Raw genomic sequence first — 21,208 nt, 5'->3', positions numbered from 1 at the left:
CCTCTACTCCCCTTCGACCCGCATGATGCTGGCGACGCCCCGGACCGTGTCCAGATCGCGCAGCGCGCCGACGGTCGACGACAGGGCGGCGTCCGCCGCCCGGTGCGTGACGACGACGAGGGACGCCTCTCCCCCGTTCGCGGTCTCACCGGAGCGGGCGGCACCCCCGTCCTTGCTCTGCTGGCGGACCGTGTCGATGGACACGCCGTGCTCGGCGAAGACCGTGGCGACCTGGGCGAGGACACCGGGCTTGTCGGCCACGTCCAGGCTGATGTGGTAGCGGGTGACCACGTCACCCATCGGGCCGACCGGCAGCTGCGTGTACGCGGACTCGCCCGGTCCGGTGGTCTCGGCCAGCTTGTTGCGGCAGACCGCCACCAGGTCGCCGAGGACCGCGGAGGCGGTCGGCGAGCCGCCCGCGCCGGGGCCGTAGAACATCAGCTGGCCGGCGGCCTCGGACTCGACGAAGACCGCGTTGTACGCCTCGCGGACGGAGGCCAGCGGGTGCGTCAGCGGAATCATCGCCGGGTGCACGCGCGCCGTCACCGAGGCACCGTCGGCCGCCCGCTCGCAGATCGCGAGGAGCTTGACCGTGCAGCCCATGCGCTTGGCGGAGGCGATGTCGGAGGCGGTGACCTCGGTCAGCCCCTCGCGGTGCACGTCGTCGATGGTCACCCGGGTGTGGAAGGCGATACCGGCCAGGATGGCGGCCTTGGCCGCGGCGTCGAAGCCCTCGACGTCGGCGGTAGGGTCGGCCTCCGCGTACCCCAGGGCGGTGGCCTCGTCCAGCGCCTCGGAGTACCCGGCGCCGGTGCTGTCCATCTTGTCCAGGATGAAGTTGGTCGTGCCGTTGACGATGCCGAGCACCCGGTTGACCTTGTCGCCGGCCAGCGACTCGCGCAGCGGCCGGACCAGCGGGATCGCGCCGGCCACGGCGGCCTCGTAGTAGAGGTCGGCGCCGTTGGCCTCGGCGGCGGCGTGCAGCGCGGCACCGTCCGCCGCGACGAGCGCCTTGTTGGCCGAAACGACGCTGGCGCCGTGCTCGAACGCGGTGGTGATCAGCGTACGGGCGGGCTCGATGCCACCGATGACCTCGACGACCACGTCGATGTCATCCCGTTTGACCAGCTCTTTCGCGTCGGTGGTGATCAGCTCCGCGGGCACCCCCGCACGCACCCGGTCCGGGCGGCGGACCGCGATCCCGGCCAGTTCGACCGGCGCGCCGATGCGGGCCGTGAGGTCGTCGGCGTGCGTCGTCATGATGCGCGCCACCTCTGAGCCGACCACTCCACAGCCCAGCAGCGCCACCTTCAGCGGACGCGTACGCATCATTCGACCTCTTTCACTTTCCTGCTCGGTCTGCACCAGTCTCACGCACCGGACCGGGAATTCCGGCCCCGGTCCGGATGCCGAGACATCTGTTCCACCATTGTCGGTCACCGGGAGGGGGTGGTGGACACCGGGCGGGGCGGACCGGCCGTACGGACAGAACCCGCCCCTCGCCCTCGCTCCTCGCCGCTCACCCTCGGCCCGCGCCGCTCACCCGACGTCGAGACGGAGCAGGTCCTCCTCCGTCTCCCGCCGCACGATGACGCGCCCGGCCCCCTCCCGCACCGCGACCACCGGCGGGCGCAGCGCGTGGTTGTAGTTGCTCGCCATCGACCGGCAGTACGCGCCGGTCGCGGGCACGGCGAGCAGGTCGCCGGGGGCCACGTCGGCGGGCAGGAACGCGTCCCGTACGACGATGTCGCCGCTCTCGCAGTGCTTGCCGACCACCCGCGAGAGCATCGGCGGGGCGTCCGAGGCGCGCGAGGCCAGTGCCACGCTGTACTCGGCGTCGTACAGCGCCGTACGGATGTTGTCCGACATGCCGCCGTCGACGGAGACGTACGTACGCAGGCCGTCCAGCTCCTTGACCGTGCCGACCTCGTAAAGGGTGAAGGCGGTCGGCCCGACGATGGCGCGGCCCGGCTCCACGGAGAGCCGCGGCACGGCGAGCCCGGCCGCCGCGCACTCGCGCGTCACGATGTCGCCCAGCGCCTTGGCGATCTCCTGCGGCTCGCGCGGGTCGTCGTCCGGGGTGTACGCGATGCCGAGCCCGCCCCCCAGGTCGATCTCCGGCAGCTCGACGCCGTGCTCGTCCCGTACCTCGGTCAGCAGCTGCACCACGCGGCGCGCCGACACCTCGAACCCGGCCATGTCGAAGATCTGCGACCCGATGTGCGAGTGGATGCCGGTCAGCTCCAGGCCGTCCAGCTTCAGCACCCGCCGTACGGCCTCCGCGGCCTGCCCGCCGGCCAGCGCGATGCCGAACTTCTGGTCCTCGTGCGCGGTGGCGATGAACTCGTGCGTATGGGCCTCCACGCCCACCGTCACCCGGATCTGCACCCGCTGCCGCTTGCCCAGCCGGTCCGCGATGTGCGCCACCCGCGCGATCTCCTGGAACGAGTCCAGCACGATCCGCCCGACCCCCGCCTCCACGGCCCGGGTGATCTCGTCGACGCTCTTGTTGTTGCCGTGCAGCGCGATCCGCTCGGCCGGCATCCCCGCCGCCAGCGCGGTGGCCAGCTCCCCACCGCTGCACACGTCGAGATTCATCCCCTCCTCCGCCAGCCAGCGCACCACGGCCCGCGACAGGAAGGCCTTCCCGGCGTAGAAGACGTCCGCCCCCTCCCCGAACGCCTCCTTCCAGGCCCGGCACCGGGCCCGGAAGTCGTCCTCGTCCAGGAAGTAGGCGGGCGTCCCGAATTCTTCGGCGAGAGCGGTGACGGCCACCCCGCCGACGGTGACCACCCCGTCCTCGTCCCGGCGGACCGTACGGGACCACACCCGGGGATCGAGGTCGTTCAGGTCGGCGGGCGGAGCGGTGTAGTGCCCCTCGGGCAGCACGTCACCGTGACGGGGTCCTGCGGGGTGTGCGGAGCGGCTCATGGCGTGGAGGTTCCCCTCATGTACGGGTACGACGTCGCCGCGCGTACGGCGCCGCCGGATGGATCACAGACGTTCGGGTGACCGCGTACGGTCGCGCGGTCACGGACTGTCGGGTGACCGCATACCGTCGCGCGGTCACGGACGTTCGGGCGTGGAGATGCCGGACGGGTCACAGACGTTCCGGCGTGGAGATGCCGAGCAGGTGCAGGCCGTTGGCGAGCACCGTTCCGGCGGCTTCGGCGAGGGCCAGCCGGGCACGGTGCACGGCCGAGGGTTTCTCCTCACCGACGGGCAGCGGCGGACACACGTCATGGCAGCGCAGCCAGGCGTCGGCGGTCACTTCCAGATGCCGCGCGACCCGGTCGGGCGCCCGGTGCCGCGCGGCGGCCTCGACGACACCCGGATACTCGGCGATCGCCGCCCACACCTCCCGGGCTTCCCGCCCGCCTCCTGCGTCCCCTACGCCCCCCGGCTCGGCGACGAACCCCAGCTCCCGGGCATTCCGCGTCATCGCACACGTACGCGCATACGCGTACTGCACCCGGAACCGCCCATTGCTCTCCCGCTGCACCGGCCCCTCAGGAAGCCGCACAGCATCCTGCTGCGCGGCCCGCAGCAGCACCCAGCGGGCTTCGTCGGGGCCGAGACGGGCGGTGAGGTCCTGCCATTCGCGGGAGGCGGCCGAAGAAGAACGGGGCGCCGCCGCATGTGAGGAGCCTCCCTCGCACGGCACCATCCGCACCGGCCTAGGCCGAATCACCTCGACCTGCGGACCGTGCTGATCCTGCGGGCCCTCCAGACTCTCCGGGCCCTCCGGACCGTACGGCCCCTGCGGCTCCCCCGGCTCCACCCCGGCCCCGGCCCGGACCGCCATCCCCCCCGCGGGCAGAATCCGCCCCAACGCCTCGACCACGACCGCAGCCCGCACTCCGTCCGCGGCCCGCAAGGCCACCGGCGCACTCCCGGGCCCCGGCACCTGCCCCAGTTCCCTTCCCCCGGCGTCTCCGTACCCCCGCCCCTGCGCCAGAACGCTCCTCACGAGCTCGGCGCGGGCGGACCCCGTCAACGTCACATTCAAGAAGCCGGCCCCGGCGATCTCCACTCCCCCGACCCCCGGCACCCCCACCAACCGCTGCCGCAGCGCCCCCGCCACCTCACGCGGCGGGCGGCCGGCCTCCTTGGCGACCTGCAACGCGACATTGCACGCGAGATCCGCCTCACCGCCCCCGCCCTCGCCCGGCATGGGCGCACGCACCACGACCCGCTCCGGAACGGTCACGGAGAGTTCGCCGTCCGCCACGGCGCCACGCAGCGAGCGCAGGACGGCGCGGGAGAGCTCAGCGGGTGTCACGCCCCCAGCCTATGAGAGAAACAGCCCCCCACCGCCACCAGGTTTCACCCACCGGACACCCCGCCGGCCCCGCACCCTCCGTAACCGCCTCAGACCCTCACCCCGCGGGCCGAACCACAGACTCCGAGCCTCCCCCGCCCTCCGCACAGTCCCCCGCCTCCACACCCCCACTGCTCCCCACGCCCCCACCCGTATCCACATCCCCGCCCGCATCCACACCGGCCGGCCCCTCGCCCCTCGGCTGCCCGCCACCACTCATCAGCCGCCGCACCATACGTACGAGATCCATGGGCTCGAACGGCTTCGCCAGGAACGCGTCCACCCCCACCGCCTGCCCGCACTCCACCTCCGCCTGCGTGCAGGCGGAGACGACGGCGAGGGGAATCCCCCGCGTCAGCGGATCGGCCCGCAGCCGAGCCGCCGTCTGCAGCCCGTCGAGCCGGGGCATCACCACATCGAGCGTCACCACGTCCGGAGCGACCCGATGCACGATCTCCAGGCACTCGGCACCATCAGCCGCGGTCACGACCTCGAAGCCCTCAAGCTCAAGGTTGACCCTGATCAACTGCCGGATGACCTTGTTGTCGTCGACCACAAGGACCCGGCCGGACAAGCCAGGCACACCTTGAGACTAGGCGCGCGCCTCCGGCTGCGTCCGGGTTTTCCCCACTTCCGCCCCGTGCGAGGGACCTTTCCCCGACCACCCCCACCCCCACTCCCCCATGCGCTACGCCCCCCTCCTCCAACCCGTTCATGAACACCCCGTCAGAGCTGGTAGTGTTCTACCCGTCGCCGCGAACAACGGCCGACACGCCCCCGTAGCTCAGGGGATAGAGCAACGGCCTCCGGAGCCGTGTGCGCAGGTTCGAATCCTGCCGGGGGCACTTCGGTGCCAGGCCCTGACCAGTAGAAATGCCGGTCAGGGCCTTTCTTGTTCATACCAAAAGGCACACGGCCTTCCAAGCCATGTGCAATTGACCCCCATCAGGCTGCTGACCAGGCACTTTGCTACGCCCAGTCCGGAAGAGCCACAGAGTCTCCGTCCCGCACGCAGGGCAGAGAGAGCATGTGCGGGCTACACGTGGGGCGAGAAACCGTGCCGACCCCGTCGGGCCCGCGAATACCCAGCTTGGGCTCTGCTGACCCGCTACTTTCCTGGCACACTTATCAAATGGTGCAAACGGAGCACGGTACGTGTGCCTTTCGCTAACGCCGCAACTGTCGGAGGGCGGCCAACTGGCCAACTCAGGACACCGTGCTGCACCCGTCAGCGACGACCGCAACTCCCACGGCGTCAACGGCTCGCACACGGCCTCTCCGTGCGGTGCCCGACCCCGCGCGGGTATCCGCACCGCGATCGGACGCCGCGGATGTCCGGCCGACTGCTCGACCGCAGCGAGGCCGGAGCGCTGGGCTCAGTCAACAGTCAGCTTCGCCAGCGACTCCTCGGCCTCCCCCGTCCCTTCCTGCGGCGCCCAAGAGCCGCGTGCAGTCCCTCAAGGGCTGCCGAGGCAGTATCTATCGACAAGCGGCTTGGCGTCCCACCCGGCACGAGCACACCACGCTCGCCATACCTTCCCTAGCACCTCAGACGCTTCGCTGCCGAAGACTTCGAAGGCGATATCCGGCGTCAACACAGGTGCGGGCAGGGCGGAGATCGCCGCTCCGTCGACGAGCGCCCGGGGAATGCAGATCCCCGCCGACCGACGCCTCTGCTGCTCGGCGCGCTCCGCGAGTTCCACCAACCTGATCTCAGCCCAGGGACGCGGCCAAGGGCATGCCGCCGCCAGCCCCTCACCAGCCGCGATCAGCCGATGCTGCGTGTCCTGTCGCGCCACAAGGTCAGCAGATCGTCCCTGAATGCCCTGGCCTGCTCGTAGCGCCTCCTGCGGAGGAGCCTTTCCGGGTGCTTGATGTCATCCGAATCGGTCTGCATTTTGCAGGAGGAGCCCGACCTGGAGTTGTATCCACCGGACGGCAGTGGCCAGGCGCCCCGAACAGCGTCTGAGCTCTGACTCACAGCCCGTGTTCGTCCATCAGGCGCATCAGATTGCGCTTGCGCTTCTGGGCAGCACGCAAAGCGGTGACGTACGCGGCGAACTCGTCCAACGTACCCAGGCGGCGGTGACAGTCGCGGATGCTCAGCAGGAGGCTGACGAGCTGCTCGTAGACCGCGTTGCCGGTCTGCCGGGTGAGCGGCTCGGCCAAGCGCAGATAGACGCCGAGCGCGGCGGCGGGGCGGTCGGCACGGGCTTGGTCGGCGAGGGTGCGCCACTGCTGCTCGTGGGCGCCGGTTTCGGTGGCAGCTCGCCAGGCGGCGTCAACGTCCTGGTCATCGAGCAAGGCATCGACCAGGACGGGGCCACCGTGCCAGCCGTCCTGCCACCGCCCGGCGTCGGTGCGCAGCAGGGCCAGCGCCCTCTCGCGCTCGGCCTGCCAGCAGTCGGCGGCCCGCGCGGCGGCGCGCAGTTGCCGGTAGGCGAGCAGGGAGCGGCGGGCGCCGAAATGGTCGCGGCGCAAGGCGACGGATTCGGAAAGCCGGCCCGCCTGCGCGTAGCGGTCAGAGAGATGGTCGACGAGGGCGGAGTCGACGGAGGCGAGGTCCCGGGCTTCTCGGATACCACGCTCCGCCCAGTTCAGAGCCTCATCGGACCGCCCCGCGGCGTCCAGTTCTTGGGCGATGACCAGGTGGGTGTGGCCGTCCGGTGCGAGGTCAGCCGCGCGCACAGCGATCACCGCATCGACATCGCCGCCCGCCTTGGCCAGGCGCTCCATCAGATACTTCTCGGCCCAGCCGGTGCGATTGCCCCGCCATGCCTCGACCGCCAGATTCCGCAGGGCGGTCATCCCCCGTTCGCCGAGGAGGTCCTCGTAGTCGAGCGGATCGATACCGGTGAGGTCGTCGGCGTCACCAAGCACGTGGCCGACCAACCAGCGAGCCAGCTCCTCCGGGTCGGGGCGCGCCGCACGGCATGCCTCGTGGTGGGCGTCGGCGAGCTCCGCACCGACCTGGCCCAGCCATCCGTCCGAGTCGTCGACGCTCTCCACCGCGTCGCTCAGCAGTCGCATCGCCTCCCGTGCCAGGACGATCGCATTGGCGGCCCGGCCCGAGCCGGTCAGCGCCGTGATCGCGGACACTGCTTGCCCGGCCTGGTCGGAGTAGGCAGGGGCATCGGCGTATTCGACGTACCCGTACTGTGCGAACGGGCCGATGTCGAGCAGCTCACGGACGCGGGCCCGGACCCCGGCCAGGTCTCCGCGGGCGCTGGCGGCCCGCATCTCCAGGGCGCGGCGCAACTGCCGGTCCTCGGCGATCTGTTCCTGTACGAGGGCGAGCAGTTCTTCCCTGGACAGGCCGAACAGCCAAGCGCCGAGGTCCTTTGCGCGTTCCCGAGCCGCCTTCTGCTGCTGCGGCAGATTCTCCCGCTGTGCGAGCACGGCCAGCCCGAGTGCGACCAGGTGCTTGCAGAAGTTCCCCTCCAGGCCGTATGGGCAGTCGCACTCGCCGGCCACACCCCCGGGCGCGTTCAGGGTCAGCTCCACCTCGTACCGCTGCGTACCGTGGACGGTCGCGGTGACCCATGCGTCACCGATCTCGATCCGCGACACCGCGTCGAGGTATCCAAGCCCACGGTCGAAGGAACGGGCACCGGCCAGCGCTCTGAGGTTCGCCTCGGTAAGGCCATCCACGACTCTTCCCACCCCGGCTCCGGCCATGCTCGTGACGACCGTCAGCCTACGCCCGCCGGTCAGCCCGGTCCGGCGATCCGCCGGAAGCCGGTGGGATGCTGCGCCGGGTGGGCATCGCGCAGGTGCTGCTCGGTGACCCGCAGGTCATCATCGTGGACGAGCCGACGGCCGGTCTCGCCCCGGAGGAGCGGGTGCGGTTCCGTAACCTGCTCAGCGGTCCGGCCTCGGACAGGGTGGTGATGTTCTCACCCACATCGTCTCCGACGTGGAGTCGGTGGCCTCCGACATCGCGGTGGTGCGAACGGGCGATTGCTGCGTCGCGGCACGCCGGAGGCGCTGCTGGACGAGGTGGACGGGCAGGCGTGGGAGGCCCTGGTCGGCCCCGCCTCCGTCCGGGGGGTGCAGGCGCGGTTCGTCGTCAGCCGTATGGTGCGCACGGGGCAGGGAGTGAAGGTCCGGTTGCTGGCCCCGTCCCAGCCGTACGAAGGCGCGGTGCGGGCCGTTCCGGATCTTGAGGATGCTTATCTTCACGTTGCCGACGGGGCTGGTGGAGGCGGTGGTTCCGGCGTACCCGGCCGGCCGTCGCTGCGGGCTCGGGCGGGCGGGGTGAGCCGGTGACGCGTGTGCTCCGCGGCCTGGCGGTCGCCGACTTAAAGGACCGGGTACGACGGCCCGCCTATGTGGTGACCCTGGCCGCGGCCGTGATCCTGGGATAAAGCTGGCGTCGATGAGACGGCGGGCGCCACGCTGACGGCGGTGGTGGGTCAGGGCCGCTGGTCCGGCTGATCATCGCCGATGACCTCGCGGGGGTCTCCTGCTGGGCCGCCTGTGCGCTGTTCGTTCCGTCGCCGGCGCTGGCCCTGGGCACCCTCAGGCGTACCCATCACGGTCGCCAACGGTCTGCCCCTCTTCGACTTCATGGGCGCCATCCGGACCGAGGGCCGGCCGGCGGGGCTGCCCCCGGCGGTGGTGCTCGCGATGTCGGCGGTGCTGGTCGCGGTGGTCTTCATGGCCGGGTCGATGCGGCGGCTCGGCCGGGCTTCCTGACCGGCTCGGCGCGGCGGCTCCCGAGGCTCCTGACCGGCTCCGATGCGGCGGCTCGGGGGGGGCCGCCTCAGGCCGTCCCCCGGTCGGATGACGGCCACACGTACGGCAGGCCTTCCGGGACGTCGGGGAACAGCGGGCGGTAGTGCTCAGGGGCTTTGGTGACCAGGGCCGACTGGTGGCTTCGGTGGAAGGCCGGGTCGCCCAGCCATTTCGGGAGGTCGCCGGCCGCGGACAGTTCGGCGTAGGAGCGGACCGGGGCCCGGGGGCGGTGGGCGGTGAAGTCCTGGGTGAGGGTGGTGGCGCAGGTGTCCTGGCGGCCGGCGTCGGTCCATTCGCGGCACATTTCGAGGCCGTAGCGGACCAGGGCCTCCTCGTAGCCCGTCCACATGCGTACGGCCGGGTGGTGCCGCCAGCCGTAACCGGGGACGGTGAGGCCGCGCAGGACCTGGATGGTCTCCACCCGCTGCTTGCCGAGCCGGCGTGCGTCGAGGACGGCGGCGGAGGCGGCGAAGTCCGGGTACGGGAGAAAGGTCTGCATGGGACAGGTGTAGCCCCTGCGCCGGGGTGGCGCAGGGGCGGTTGCTTCGTCCGGCCCAGTGGCCGGGCGTTACGGCAGCAGCTTGGACAGCGGTTCGTCCGGAGCGGCGACGGCCGCGGTCAGCAGCCTGATCAGCGACGCCGCCATCCCCTCCACAGTCTCCCGCTCGAAGAGGTCCGTGTTGTATTCCACGAAGCCGTCGAGGCCCTCGGGGGTGCCCTGGGCCGTGCGCTGTTCCGTGAGGCCGAAGGACAGGTCGAAGTGGGCGACGCCCAGGTCCACGGGTTCGGGGCGGGCGTGGTTGCCGCCGAGGGTGAAGTGGCGTTCGGGGGCGTTGTCGAGGGTGAGGAGGGTCTGGAAGAGGGGGTGCCGGGCGGTGGAGCGGGCCGGGTTGAGGGCCTCCACGAGCTGTTCGAAAGGGAGGTCCTGGTGGGCCCAGGCCGCGAGGTCGGTCTCGCGGACGCGGGCGAGGAGGTCCCGGAAGGTGGGGTCGCCCGAGGTGTCCGTCCGCAGGACCAGGGTGTTGACGAAGAAGCCGACGAGGTCGTCCAGGGCCTGGTCGGTGCGGCCGGCGATGGGGCTGCCGACGGGGATGTCGGTGCCGGCGCCGAGGTGGGTGAGCAGGGCCGACAGGCCGGCCTGGACGACCATGTAAAGGCTGGTTCCGGTGTCGCCGGCCAGGGCGTGCAGGCCCTGGTGGAGGTCGGCGGGGAGGTGGATCGGGAACATGTCGCCGCGGTAGGTGGTGACCTCCGGGCGGGGCCGGTCCAGGGGCAGCGGGATCTCCGCGGGGAGGCCGGCCAGTTGATCGCGCCAGAAGTCCAGTTGCCGGTTGTAGGTGCTTCCGGGGTCGGCCGGGTCGCCGAGGAAGTCCTGCTGCCACAGGGTGTAATCGGCGTACTGGACGGGCAGCGGCGACCACTGCGGGTCCTCGCCCGCGGTGCGCGCGTCGTAGGCGGCGGCGAGGTCGCGGGAGAGCGGCGCCATGGACCAGCCGTCGCCCGCGATGTGGTGCAGGAGCAGGAGCAGGACGTGCTCGTCCGGGCCCAGCGGGAAGAGGGTGGCGCGCAGGGGGTGTTCGGTGGTGATGTCGAAGGAGTGGGCGGCGGCTTCGTGCAGGGCGGCGGCCAGGCCGTCGGGGCCCGCCTCGACGACCGTGAGGAGGTCGCGGCCGGAGTCCGGCGGCAGGATGATCTGCTGGGCGGCGCGGGCCCGGCGGGGGAAGACGGTGCGCAGGCTCTCGTGCCGGGCGACGAGGTCGCCGATGGCGGCGCGTAGCGCGTCGTGGTCGAGCTTGCCGGTGAAGCGCAGGGCGAGCGGGATGTTGTAGGTGGGGCTGGGGCCTTCGAGGCGGTGCAGGAACCAGAGCCGACGCTGGGCGTAGGAGAGGGGGATGGTGTCGGGGCGTACGGCGGGTTTCACCGGCGGGCGGGCCTGGGCGGTGGTGGAGTCCAGGCGCTGGACGAGGGCCGCGACGGTGGGGGCCTCGAAGAGGGCGCCGATGGGCAGTTCGACGTTGAGGGCGGTGCGGATGCGGCTGATCAGGCGGGTCGCCATCAGGGAGTGGCCGCCCAGGACGAAGAAGCTGTCGTCGATGCCGACGCGGGGGACGCGCAGCACGTCGGCGTACAGCCCGCAGAGGATCTCTTCCTTCGGGGAGCGGGGGCCGCGTCCGCCGAGTTCGGAGCGGGGGTCGGGGGCGGGCAGGGCCTTGCGGTCCACCTTGCCGTTCGGGGTGAGCGGCATGGTGTCGAGCGCCACGAGGGCGGACGGCACCATGTAGGCGGGCAGCCGGTCGCGCAGGTGGCGGCGGAGGGCCGTCGAGTCGAACGCCTCCTTGGAGACGGGGACGAGGTGGGCGACCAGGCGTTCGTCGCCCGGGGTGATCTCGCGCAGGTTGACGGTGGCCTGGGCGACCGCGGGGTGGGCGTCCAGGACGGTCTCGATCTCGCCGAGTTCGATGCGGAAGCCGCGCATCTTGACCTGGGAGTCGGCGCGGCCGATGTAGTCGAGTTGTCCGTCCGCGGTCCAGCGGACCAGGTCTCCGGTGCGGTACATCCGGGCGCCGGGGGCGCCGAAGGGGTCGGCGACGAAGCGTTCGGCGGTGAGGCCGGGGCGGTTGAGGTAGCCGCGGGCCGGTCCGGTGCCGCCGACGTAGAGTTCGCCGGTCACCGAGGGGGCGACGGGGCGCAGGGCGCTGTCGAGGACGTAGACGCGCATGTTGTCCATGGGGCGGCCGATGGGGACCGTCCCGGCGACCCGCTGCGGTGCGCGCATCGCGTGGTACGTGGCGGACATGGTGACCTCGGTGGGCCCGTAGACATTGAGGACACGGGTGTCCGGGCAGGCGTTGAGGATCTTCTGTACGGCGGACGGGGAGGCCGCCTCGCCGCCCGTCCAGACCTGCCGTACGCCCGCGAGCGCGCCGGGGCACTCCTCGGCGAGCAGGTTGAACAGGGCGGTGGTGAGGAGGACCGCGGTGATGCGGTGGGTGGTGAGCAGGTCCCGGTAGTCGTCCGGGGTGAGGTCGCCGGGCGGGGCCATGACGAGGTGGCCGCCGTTGAGGAGCGGCACCCACAGGTCGAAGGTGGAGGCGTCGAAGGCGGTGGAGGCGTGGCCGAGCACGGTGTGCCGGGCGCCGTCCGGTCCGTCCTCGGCCCAGCAGTGGTCGGCGGCCAGGGCCACCACGTCGCCCTGGGTGACGGCGATGCCCTTGGGGGTGCCGGTCGAGCCGGAGGTGTACATGACGTACGCGACGGAGTCGGCGTACGCCGTCGGCCCGGCGGGGTCCCTGTCCGGCAGGTCCGCCACCGTCTCCGCGCAGGCGTCGACGGCCAGGGCGGGGATGCCGGGGAGATAGGCGGAGGCCGGCAGGCCCTGCTGGGTGAGGACGACGACGGCCTCGGTCTCGGCCGCGATCAGCCGCATCCGGGCGGCCGGGTAGCGCTTGTCGAGCGGTACGTACACGCCGCCCGCCTTGAGGACGGCGAGGATCGCGACGACCAGGTCGGCGGAGCGGTCCAGGAGGACGGCGACGCGGCTCTCGGCGCCGACTCCGTACGCGCTGGTCAGGTGCCGGGCAAGGCGGTTGGCTCGGGCGTTCAGTTCGGCGTAGGTAAGGGTCGTGCCCTCGAAGGTGAGGGCGGGCGCGTCCGGTGTTTCGGCCGCCCTGGCCTGGAACGCCTCGGCGAGGGAGGTGCGCAGGACCGGCCGGTCGGTGGCGTTGACCTCGCCGAGCAGCAGGGCCCGTTCGTCGGCGGTCAGCACGTCGAGGTGGGCGAGCGACTGGTCGGGGTCGGCGGTCACCGCGTCGAGCAGGGCGACGAACCGGGCGGCCAGCGCCTCGACCGTACGCCGGTCGAAGAGGTCGGTGCTGTACTCGATCGCACCGTCCATGCCGGGGCGTTCGCCGCGCGCGCCGCGCCGTTCGGTCAGGAAGACCGACATGTCGAAGCGGGAGGCGTCGACGTGGACGGGTTCGGTGTGGGCGGCGTGGCCGCCGAGGGTGAACTCCCCTTCGGGCGCGTTGTCGAGGGTGAGCATGGTCTGGAAGAGGGAGTTGCGGGCCGCCGAGCGGACCGGGTTCAGGGCCTCGACGAGCTGCTCGAAGGGCAGGTCCTGGTGGGCCCAGCCGGCGAGGGCGGTGCTGCGGACGCGCTGGAGCAGCTCGCGGAAGGTGGGGTCGCCGGAGGTGTCGGTCCGCAGCACGAGGGTGTTGACGAAGAAGCCGATGTGGTCGTCGAGGGCCTGGTCGGTGCGGCCCGCGACGGGGCTGCCGAGCGGGATGTCGGTGCCGGCGCCGAGCCGGGTGAACAGGGTGGCCAGGCCCGCCTGGAGGACCATGTAGAGGCTGGTGCCGGTCTCGCCCGCGAGGGCGTGCAGGCGCTGGTGCAGCCGTGCGGGGATCTCCCAGGTGATGGAGTCGCCGCGGAAGGAGGCGCGCTGCGGCCGCGGGCGGTCGAAGGGCAGGGCGATCTCCTCGGGGATGCCCTTCAGCTGCTCGCGCCAGTAGGCGATCTGGCGTCCGTAGACGCTGTCGGTGTCCTCGGGGTCGCCGAGGAAGTCCCGCTGCCAGAGGGTGTAGTCCGCGTACTGGACGGACAGCGGCGTCCACCGCGGGGCCCGTCCGGCGCGGCGCGCGTCGTACGCGGTCGCCACGTCGCGGGAGAGCGGCGCCATCGACCAGCCGTCACCGGCGACGTGGTGGAGCAGCAGGAGCAGGACGTTGTCGTCCGGCCCGGCGCGGAAGAGCTTCACGTACAGCGGCAGGTCGGCGGTCAGGTCGAAGCGGTGCCGGGCGGCTTCCTTCAGGAGCGCGCGGAACGCCTCCGGGTCGTCGGGCACGTCCTCGGTGACGCTGAGGATGTCGAAGGCGTCCGGGTCGGTGGCCGGGTCCAGGATCACCTGCTGCGGGGTGCCGCCGGTCTCGCGGAAGACGGTGCGCAGGCTCTCGTGCCGGGCGAGCAGGTCGCCGAGGGCGGCGCGCAGCGCGTCCTCGTCCACCGGGCCCGCGATGCGCAGCATGAGGGGGATGTTGTAGGTGGGGCTGGGGCCTTCGAGGCGGTACTGGAACCACAGGCGGCGCTGGGCGTACGACAGCGGCAGCACGTCGGGGCGCGGCATGGGCCGCAGGGCGCTGCGGGTACGCGCGGTGGACAGGCCCAGGCGCTCCACCAGGGCTTCGACGGTGGGGGCCTCGAAGAGGGCGGCGATGGGCAGTTCCACGCCGAGGACGGCACGGACGCGGCTGACCAGGCGGGTGGCGAGCAGCGAGTGGCCGCCGAGGGCGAAGAAGCTGTCGTCGATGCTCACGCTGGTGACGCCCAGGAGGTCGGCGTACAGCTCGCACAGGATCTCCTCCTGCGGCGAGCGCGGCGCCCGGCCGCCCGCGTCGGCGCCGGTGCGGGCCGGGTCGGGGGCGGGCAGCGCCTTGCGGTCGACCTTGCCGTTCGGGGTCAGCGGCAGCGCGTCCAGCACTGTGATCACGGACGGGACCAGGTACTCGGGCAGCCGGGCGAGCAGGTCGCGGCGGAGGCCGTCGGCGAGGGTCTGCCGGGCCGCGTCCTCGGCGGGCACGACGTAACCGGTCAGGCGGAGGTCGCCGGTGCGGTCGGGGCGCGCCGCCACGGCGGCCTGCCGTACCGCCGGGTGGGCGGCGAGCGCCTGCTCGACCTCGCCCAGCTCGACGCGGTGGCCGCGTACCTTGACCTGGTCGTCGACGCGGCCGACGAACTCCAGCTCGCCGTCGCCGCGGCGCCGTACCAGGTCGCCGGTACGGTACATCCGCGCGCCCGACGGCCCGAACGGGCAGGCCACGAACCGCTCCGCGGTCAGCGCGGAGCGCCCGAGGTAGCCACGGGCCAGGCCGGAGCCCGCGAGGTAGAGCTCTCCCGCGGCGCCGTCCGGCACCGGCCGCAGCAGCGCGTCGAGCACGAACAGCCGTACGTCGCCGATCGGCGCGCCCAGCGCGGGCAGCGTCCGGCCGGCCAGCGGTTCGCCGACCGTGGCGCACACGGTGGCCTCGGTCGGGCCGTACGCGTTGACCATGCGGCGGCCGGACGACCAGCGCTCCACCAGGTCGGCGGAGCAGGCCTCGCCCGCCACGACCAGCGAGGTGACACCGGGCAGCGTCGCCCGCGGCGGCAGGGCGGCCAGGACCGACGGCGGCAGGGTGGCATGGGTGACGCGCTGCCCGGCGAGCAGGTCCTCCAGGCCCGCGCCCGGCAGCAGCCGCTCCCCCGGTGCCATGACCAGGGCGGCGCCCGACAGCCAGGTCACGCACATCTCGGAGACCGACGCGTCGAAGCTGGGTGAGGCGAACTGCAGCACCCGGCTCTCCCCCGTCACCGCGAACCGCTCGGCCTGCGAGGCCGCCAGCGCGGCGAGGCCGGTGTGGGAGACCACGACGCCCTTGGGGGTGCCGGTCGAGCCGGAGGTGTGGATCACGTACGCCGGGTGGGCCGGACGCAGGCCGGTCGCGGGGTCGGTGTCCGGATACGCCGACAGGTCCGACAGGTCGCGGCGCATCGCCTCGGCGTCCAGGACGAGGACGGGTGCGGCGTCGGCCAGGACGAACTCGCGCCGTTCGGCGGGATAGTCCGGGTCGACGGGCACGTACGCGCCGCCCGCCTTCAGGACGGCGAGCAGTGCGACGGCCAGTTCGGCCGAGCGCGGCAGCACCACGGCCACCAGTGCCTCCGGGCCCACGCCCTGGCCGGTCAGCCAGTGCGCCAGGCGGTTGGCGCGCGCGTTCAGCTCGGCGTACGAGAGTGCGGTGTCCTCGTGGACCAGCGCCGTGGCGTCCGGCGTACGGGCCACCTGCTCCGCGAAGAGTTCGGGCAGCGTGCTGTGCCGGACCGCGGGACGGGCGGCCGACGCGTCCCGCCGCAGCCGCTCGTGCTCCTCGGTGGTCAGCACGTCGAGGTGGGCGAGGGGCACGTCCGGCGTGGCGGCGGCCGTCTCCAGGACGCGGACGAGCTGGGCGGCGAGCGTGGCGACCGTGGAGCGGTCGAAGAGGTCGGTGCTGAACTCGACGAAGCCGTCCAGGCCGAGCGGTTCGCCCTGCGGGCCCTGGCGCTCCCAAAGGCTGAAGAAGAGGTCGTACTTGGCGGTGCCGGTGCTGAGCAGTTCGGAGCGGGTGCGCACGCCGAGCCGGTCGAAGCCGCCCTCGGGGGCGTTCTGTACGGCGGCGACCACCTGGAACAGGGGCTGGCGGCCCGCCGACCGCACCGGGTTGAGGGCTTCCACCAGCTGCTCGAAGGGCAGGTCCTGGTGGGACCAGGCGGCGAGGTCGGTGTCGCGGACGCGGCGCAGCAGGTCGCGGAAGGTCGGGTTGCCGGAGGTGTCCGTCCGCAGCACGAGGGTGTTGACGAAGAAGCCCACCAGGTCGTCCAGGGCCTGGTCGGTGCGGCCCGCGACGGGGCTGCCGAGCGGGATGTCGGTGCCGGCGCCGAGGCGGGTGAGCAGGGCCGCCAGGCCCGCCTGCACGATCATGAACAGGCTGGTGCCGGTGTCGCGCGCCAGGGCGTGCAGGTTCGCGTGCAGGCCGGCGGGCAGGTCCAGGCCGAACGCGTCGCCCCGGTAGGTCGCGCGCCGGGGGCGCGGGCGGTCGTACGGGAGCGCGATCTCCTCGGGGATGCCGCTCAGCTGCCGCGTCCAATAAGCGAGTTCCCGCGCTTGGACACTGGCCGGGTCCTGCGGGTCACCGAGGAAGCCCCGCTGCCAGAGGGTGTAATCGGCGTACTGGACCGGCAGCGGGGCCCACTGCGGGGCCCGGCCCTGGCGCCGCGCGTCGTACGCCGCCGCCAGGTCGCGCGAGAGCGGCGCCGACGACCAGCCGTCACCGGCGATGTGGTGCAGCAACAGCAGCAGCACGTGCTCGTCGGGGCCGGTCCGGAACAGGGTGGCGCGGAGCGGCAGTTCGGTGGCGATGTCGAAGGCGTGGCGGGTGGCCTCGTGCAGCAGGCGCCGTACGTCGTCGGGGTCGGTGTGCACCACGGAGAAGACGGACGGCAGACCGTCCAGGTCTTCGGGGGCGAGGACGACCTGGCGGGGGGTGCCGGTGGCCGTCTCGTGGAAGACCGTGCGCAGGCTCTCGTGCCGGACGAGCAGGTCGCCCAGCGCGGCGCGCAGCGCGTCGTGGTCCAGCTCGCCGGACAGGTGCAGCGCCGTCGGGACGTTGTACGTGGCGCTCGGGCCCTCCAGCCGGTGCAGGAACCACAGGCGGCGCTGGGCGTACGACAGCGGCAGCACGTCGGGGCGCGGCTGCGGCCGCAGGGCCGGGCGGCCCCCGGAGGCGGCGGCGTCGACGTGCTCGGCGAGCCCGGCGACCGTGGGCGCCTCGAACACGGCGGTGATCGGCAGGTCGACGTCCAGGGCGGTGCGGATGCGGCCGATCAGACGGGTGGCGAGCAGCGAGTGGCCGCCCAGGGTGAAGAAGTTGTCGTCGATGCCGACCCGCGGCACGCCGAGGATGTCGGCGTACAGCTCGCACAGCACGCCCTCGCGCGGGGTGCGCGGCGCCCGGCCGCCGGCCCCGTCGCCGAGGTGGGCCAGGTCGGGCGCGGGCAGCGCGGCGCGGTCGACCTTGCCGTTGGGTGTCAGCGGCAGGGTGTCCAGGGCGACGAGGGCGGAGGGGACGAGGTGGGCGGGCAGCCGGTCGCGCAGGTAGCGGTGGAGGTCGGTGACCAGGGCGGCGGTGTTCAGGGCCGTGCCGGGGTCGGTGGTGTGGCCGGCGAGGGGGCCGGTGAGGTCGCCGGCCGGGCGGCAGAGGCCGACCGGGGCCGCCGAGGCGAGGTCCTCCTGCGGCGCGAAGAGCACGTCGTACTGGCCCTCCGGGCTGTCCGGCGCCCAGGTGACGGCCGTCCACAGGCCGAGGCGGGCGCCCAGTGCGGTGATCTCCTCCGGTTCGGCTCCGGCGGTGGCGTCGGTGGCGGCCAGCCGGGCGCGGGCCTCGCGCACCGGCAGGCCCGCCGTGACGGCGGCCTCGGCCGCCGCCTCGCCCGCCAGGCGCGGGTTGGGCACCCCGGTCAGGCGCAGCCGCTGTCCGGGCCGGTCGCGCAGGGCCTGTTCGAGGCCGGTCTCGTCGGTCACGTCCCGGCCCCAGGCCAGGGCCGGGACGTCGGCGAAGGAGACCGTACGGGCGGGCCGCTTGTGCAGCACGGCGTCGTAGCGGTGGCGGGTCAGCTCGTTGTGGTGGCGGGTGCCCTTGAGCTGGAGGCCGGTGCCCGTCACGTCCGGGAGTTCGGCGGGCAGGGCCGCGAAGAAGTCCGGGTCGACCAGGAGTTCCTTCTCCAGCCGGACGCTCTGGTCGATCGTCGCGGCGAGGGCGGCCGGCTCCGCGTCCGCGCCGGCCCGGTGCAGCTCGACGGCGGTACGGAAGAGCCGCAGCAGGCGCCGGTTGCGGATGTCGCCGACGAAGACCCGGCCGCCGGGGGCCAGCAGGTCCACGGCGCGGCGCAGGACGCGCAGGAAGTAGGCGGCGTTGGGGAAGTACTGGGTGACCGAGTTGATCACGATGGTGTCGAAGTAGCCGGTGGGCAGCCCGTCGGTCACATCGGCGGGCCGGCAGCTCAGCTCGACCTTGCCGGCCAGTTCCGGCACGGCGGCGACCTGGCGGCGCAGCCGCTCGACGGCCGGGGCCGAGAAGTCCGCGCCCCAGTACGCCTCGCAGGCGGGCGCCACCTGTGAGAGCAGCAGGCCGCTGCCGACGCCCATCTCCAGGACCCGGCGGGGCCGGAGCGCGAGGATGCGCCGTACGGTCTCGGCGCGCCAGTCGCGCATCTGCGCCACGGGGATCGGGGTGCCGTCGTAGCTGCTGTTCCAGCCGCTGAAGTCCTCGCCGAACGGCGGCTCGTCGTCGTGTGCCTTGGCCTCGTCGGCATAGACCAGGTCGTGCATCTCCTGCCACTCGCCGACCTGGTGCGCGTCGGCCCCGGCGTCCGGCGCGGGACTGTCGGACGGCACGACGTAGCCGACCAGGCGTACGTCGCCGGGCCGGTCCTCGCGGGCGGCGACCACGGCCTGCCCGACTGCCGAGTGTGCGCCGAGCACCTGCTCGACCTCGCCCGGCTCGACGCGGTGGCCGCGTACCTTGACCTGGTCGTCGGCGCGGCCGACGAACTCCAGCTCGCCGTCGTCCCGGCGGCGCACCATGTCGCCCGTGCGGTACATCCGGGCGCCCGACGGTCCGAAGGGGCTCGCGACGAAGCGTTCCGCGGTCAGCGCGGAGCGGCCGAGGTAGCCGCGGGCCAGGCCGGTGCCGGTGACGTAGAGTTCGCCGGTGCCACCGGCCGGCACCGGGCGCAGCGCCGTGTCGAGCACGTACAGGGACACGTCGGCGATCGGCGTGCCGAGCGCGGGCACCACACGGCCGGACAGCGGTTCGCCCACCGTCGCGCAGACCGTGGTCTCCGTCGGGCCGTAGGCGTTGACCAGGCGCCGACCGGCCGACCAGCGTTCGACCACGTCCGGCGGGCAGGCCTCGCCCGCCACCGCCAGCGCGGTGATCTCCGGCAGGGTGGTGTGCGGCGGGAGCGCCGCCAGCACGGAGGGCGGCAGGGTGGCGTTGGTGACGCGCTGTGCGGCGACCAGTTCCGCGAGTCCCGCGCCGGGCAGCAGGCGGGCGGCGGGCGCCATCACGAGGGCGGCGCCGGTCAGCCAGGCGGCGCAGATCTCCGCGACGGACGCGTCGAAGCTGGGCGAGGCGAACTGCAGGACGCGGCTCTCGGCCGTCACCGCGAACCGCTCGGCGTGCGCGGCCGCCAGCCCGGCGAGGCCCGCGTGCGGGACGACGACGCCCTTGGGGACGCCCGTCGAGCCGGAGGTGTAGATGACGTACGCGGCATGGCCGGGGGTGAGGCGCACTTCGGGGCCGGTCGCGGGGCGGCCGGACAGGTCGCGGGGCAGGGTCTCCTCGTCGAGGACGAGGACGGGGGCCGCGTCGTCGAGGAGGAAGGCGCGGCGCGCCTGCGGGTATTCCGGGTCGACGGGGACGTACGCGCCGCCCGCCTTCAGGACGGCGAGCAGCGCGACCGCCAGCTCCACCGAGCGTGGCAGGACCAGCGCCACCCGGGTCTCCGGGCCGACGCCCCGCTCGGCGAGCCAGTGCGCCAGGCGGTTGGCCCGCGCGTCCAGCTCCCGGTACGACAGCGTCGTGTCCTCGAAGACCAGCGCCGTGGCGTCCGGGGTGCGGGCCACCTGCCGGGCGAAGAGGTCCGGGAAGGGCGCGGCAAAAAACGCCGCCTGCGTCGTGTCGTTCACTGGTCCTCCACTCGTCGGCCGGCGCCTGGAGCGGGCCGTTCAAAAGGTGCGAAAGCGGGTGCGGGAGCGGTCACGGATGCGGGAATCGGGGTGCCTTGCCCGGTGCGTGGCCGCTCTGGAAAGGTGCTCTCCGTGGCAAGCGGACAGCCGTTGGCGCTGGTGGCGGGTACGGACGAGGTACTGGGGGCGGTCCCGGCGTACGAGCGGCTGCTCACCGTCGTCGAGCGGCGGCGCGCGGACGCGTTCCTGACCGCGGGCCCGCGGGCCGACTTCATCGCCGCGCACGTCCTGGTGCGGCTCTGCGCCGCCCGGCTGCTGGACCGGCCGGCGGACACGCTCGTACTGGCACAGCGGTGCCCCGGCTGCGGCTCCGACGAGCACGGCAGACCGGGCCTCGCCGGGCTCCCGCAGGTCTCCGTGAGCCTGTCGCACACGACGGGCGTGGTGGCCGCGGCGGCGGGCCACGAGCCGGTCGGCGTGGACGTGGAGCGGCGGACGCTGCCGGACAGTGTGCGGGGTGCGGCGGGCCGGGTGCTGAGCGCGGCCGAGCGGGCGGCGATGCGCGGACACGCCGACCCGGACGCGTACTTCCTGCGCCAGTGGGTCCGCAAGGAGTGCTTCGTCAAGCTGGGCAGGGCCACGCTGGGCGGGCTGGCCGCCGTGGACCTGGCGGGCCTGCCCGACGCGACCGGCGCCGGCGGAACGGGCACCGACGGCCCGCAGCACGCCCCGTACCGCCACGGCGGCCTGTACGTGCTCGACCACACCGACACCCGCCGGGACGCCGTCGCCGCCGTGGTGAGCACGGCGATGCCCCGGATCGGCGCGGCGGTCCCGCACACCGGTCCGGAACACCCTGCTGACCTGGGCCGGAGCATCTGACCGCCGCC

General features: G+C 73.2%; 8 protein-coding genes, 1 tRNA gene and 2 pseudogenes. 4 read left to right on the top strand and 7 right to left on the bottom strand.

Annotated features, from left to right (window positions below):
* Positions 1-3 precede the first annotated feature (3 nt).
* From ACZ4Z1_RS11960 to ACZ4Z1_RS11945, 4 genes are all read right to left on the bottom strand, one after another.
* Positions 4-1,332 carry a homoserine dehydrogenase gene (locus ACZ4Z1_RS11960; RefSeq protein WP_468486447.1) on the bottom strand — a complete coding sequence of 443 codons (1,329 nt, stop codon included), beginning with the start codon at positions 1,330-1,332 and terminating at the stop codon, positions 4-6.
* 207 nt (positions 1,333-1,539) lie between these two features.
* Complete coding sequence (lysA, locus tag ACZ4Z1_RS11955) at positions 1,540-2,931, bottom strand: diaminopimelate decarboxylase (protein ID WP_468486446.1); 1,392 nt, start codon at positions 2,929-2,931, stop codon at positions 1,540-1,542.
* A 169-nt stretch (positions 2,932-3,100) separates the two neighbouring features.
* Positions 3,101-4,282 carry an ArgS-related anticodon-binding protein NrtL gene (gene nrtL / locus ACZ4Z1_RS11950; protein WP_468486445.1) on the bottom strand — a complete coding sequence of 394 codons (1,182 nt, stop codon included), beginning with the start codon at positions 4,280-4,282 and terminating at the stop codon, positions 3,101-3,103.
* 97 nt (positions 4,283-4,379) lie between these two features.
* Positions 4,380-4,904, bottom strand: a complete 525-nt coding sequence (locus tag ACZ4Z1_RS11945) for a response regulator (protein ID WP_468486444.1) — start codon at positions 4,902-4,904, stop codon at positions 4,380-4,382.
* A gap of 190 nt (positions 4,905-5,094) precedes the next feature.
* Here ACZ4Z1_RS11945 and ACZ4Z1_RS11940 point away from each other — a divergent pair.
* Positions 5,095-5,166: transfer RNA gene (locus ACZ4Z1_RS11940), tRNA-Arg, on the top strand.
* A gap of 1,132 nt (positions 5,167-6,298) precedes the next feature.
* Here ACZ4Z1_RS11940 and ACZ4Z1_RS11935 read toward each other — a convergent pair.
* Positions 6,299-7,972, bottom strand: coding sequence for an SWIM zinc finger family protein (locus tag ACZ4Z1_RS11935; protein WP_468486443.1), 1,674 nt, complete (start codon positions 7,970-7,972; stop codon positions 6,299-6,301).
* Between the two features lie 86 nt (positions 7,973-8,058).
* Here ACZ4Z1_RS11935 and ACZ4Z1_RS11930 point away from each other — a divergent pair.
* Positions 8,059-8,590, top strand: a pseudogene (locus tag ACZ4Z1_RS11930) (P-loop NTPase family protein); the annotation flags it as partial.
* Between the two features lie 300 nt (positions 8,591-8,890).
* Positions 8,891-9,019 carry a hypothetical protein gene (locus ACZ4Z1_RS11925; RefSeq protein WP_468486442.1) on the top strand — a complete coding sequence of 43 codons (129 nt, stop codon included), beginning with the start codon at positions 8,891-8,893 and terminating at the stop codon, positions 9,017-9,019.
* Positions 9,020-9,086: 67 nt separating this feature from the next.
* Here ACZ4Z1_RS11925 and ACZ4Z1_RS11920 read toward each other — a convergent pair whose 3' ends face one another.
* Both ACZ4Z1_RS11920 and ACZ4Z1_RS11915 read right to left on the bottom strand, forming a co-directional pair.
* A complete protein-coding gene (locus tag ACZ4Z1_RS11920) occupies positions 9,087-9,557 on the bottom strand; it encodes an MSMEG_6728 family protein (protein WP_468486441.1) in 471 nt (156 codons plus the stop codon).
* A gap of 69 nt (positions 9,558-9,626) precedes the next feature.
* Positions 9,627-20,270: pseudogene (locus ACZ4Z1_RS11915) on the bottom strand (amino acid adenylation domain-containing protein); the annotation flags it as partial.
* A 180-nt stretch (positions 20,271-20,450) separates the two neighbouring features.
* Between ACZ4Z1_RS11915 and ACZ4Z1_RS11910 the strand changes: the two are divergent.
* Positions 20,451-21,200 (top strand): 4'-phosphopantetheinyl transferase family protein, encoded by a 750-nt coding sequence (locus ACZ4Z1_RS11910; RefSeq protein ID WP_468486440.1) that lies wholly within the window; start codon positions 20,451-20,453, stop codon positions 21,198-21,200.
* The last annotated feature ends 8 nt before the right edge of the window (positions 21,201-21,208 follow it).

Source organism: Streptomyces sp. NPDC030165 (genome assembly GCF_055573595.1).
The sequence above is the reverse complement of the archived record's forward strand: the minus strand, read 5'-3'. Positions and strand labels throughout refer to the sequence as shown.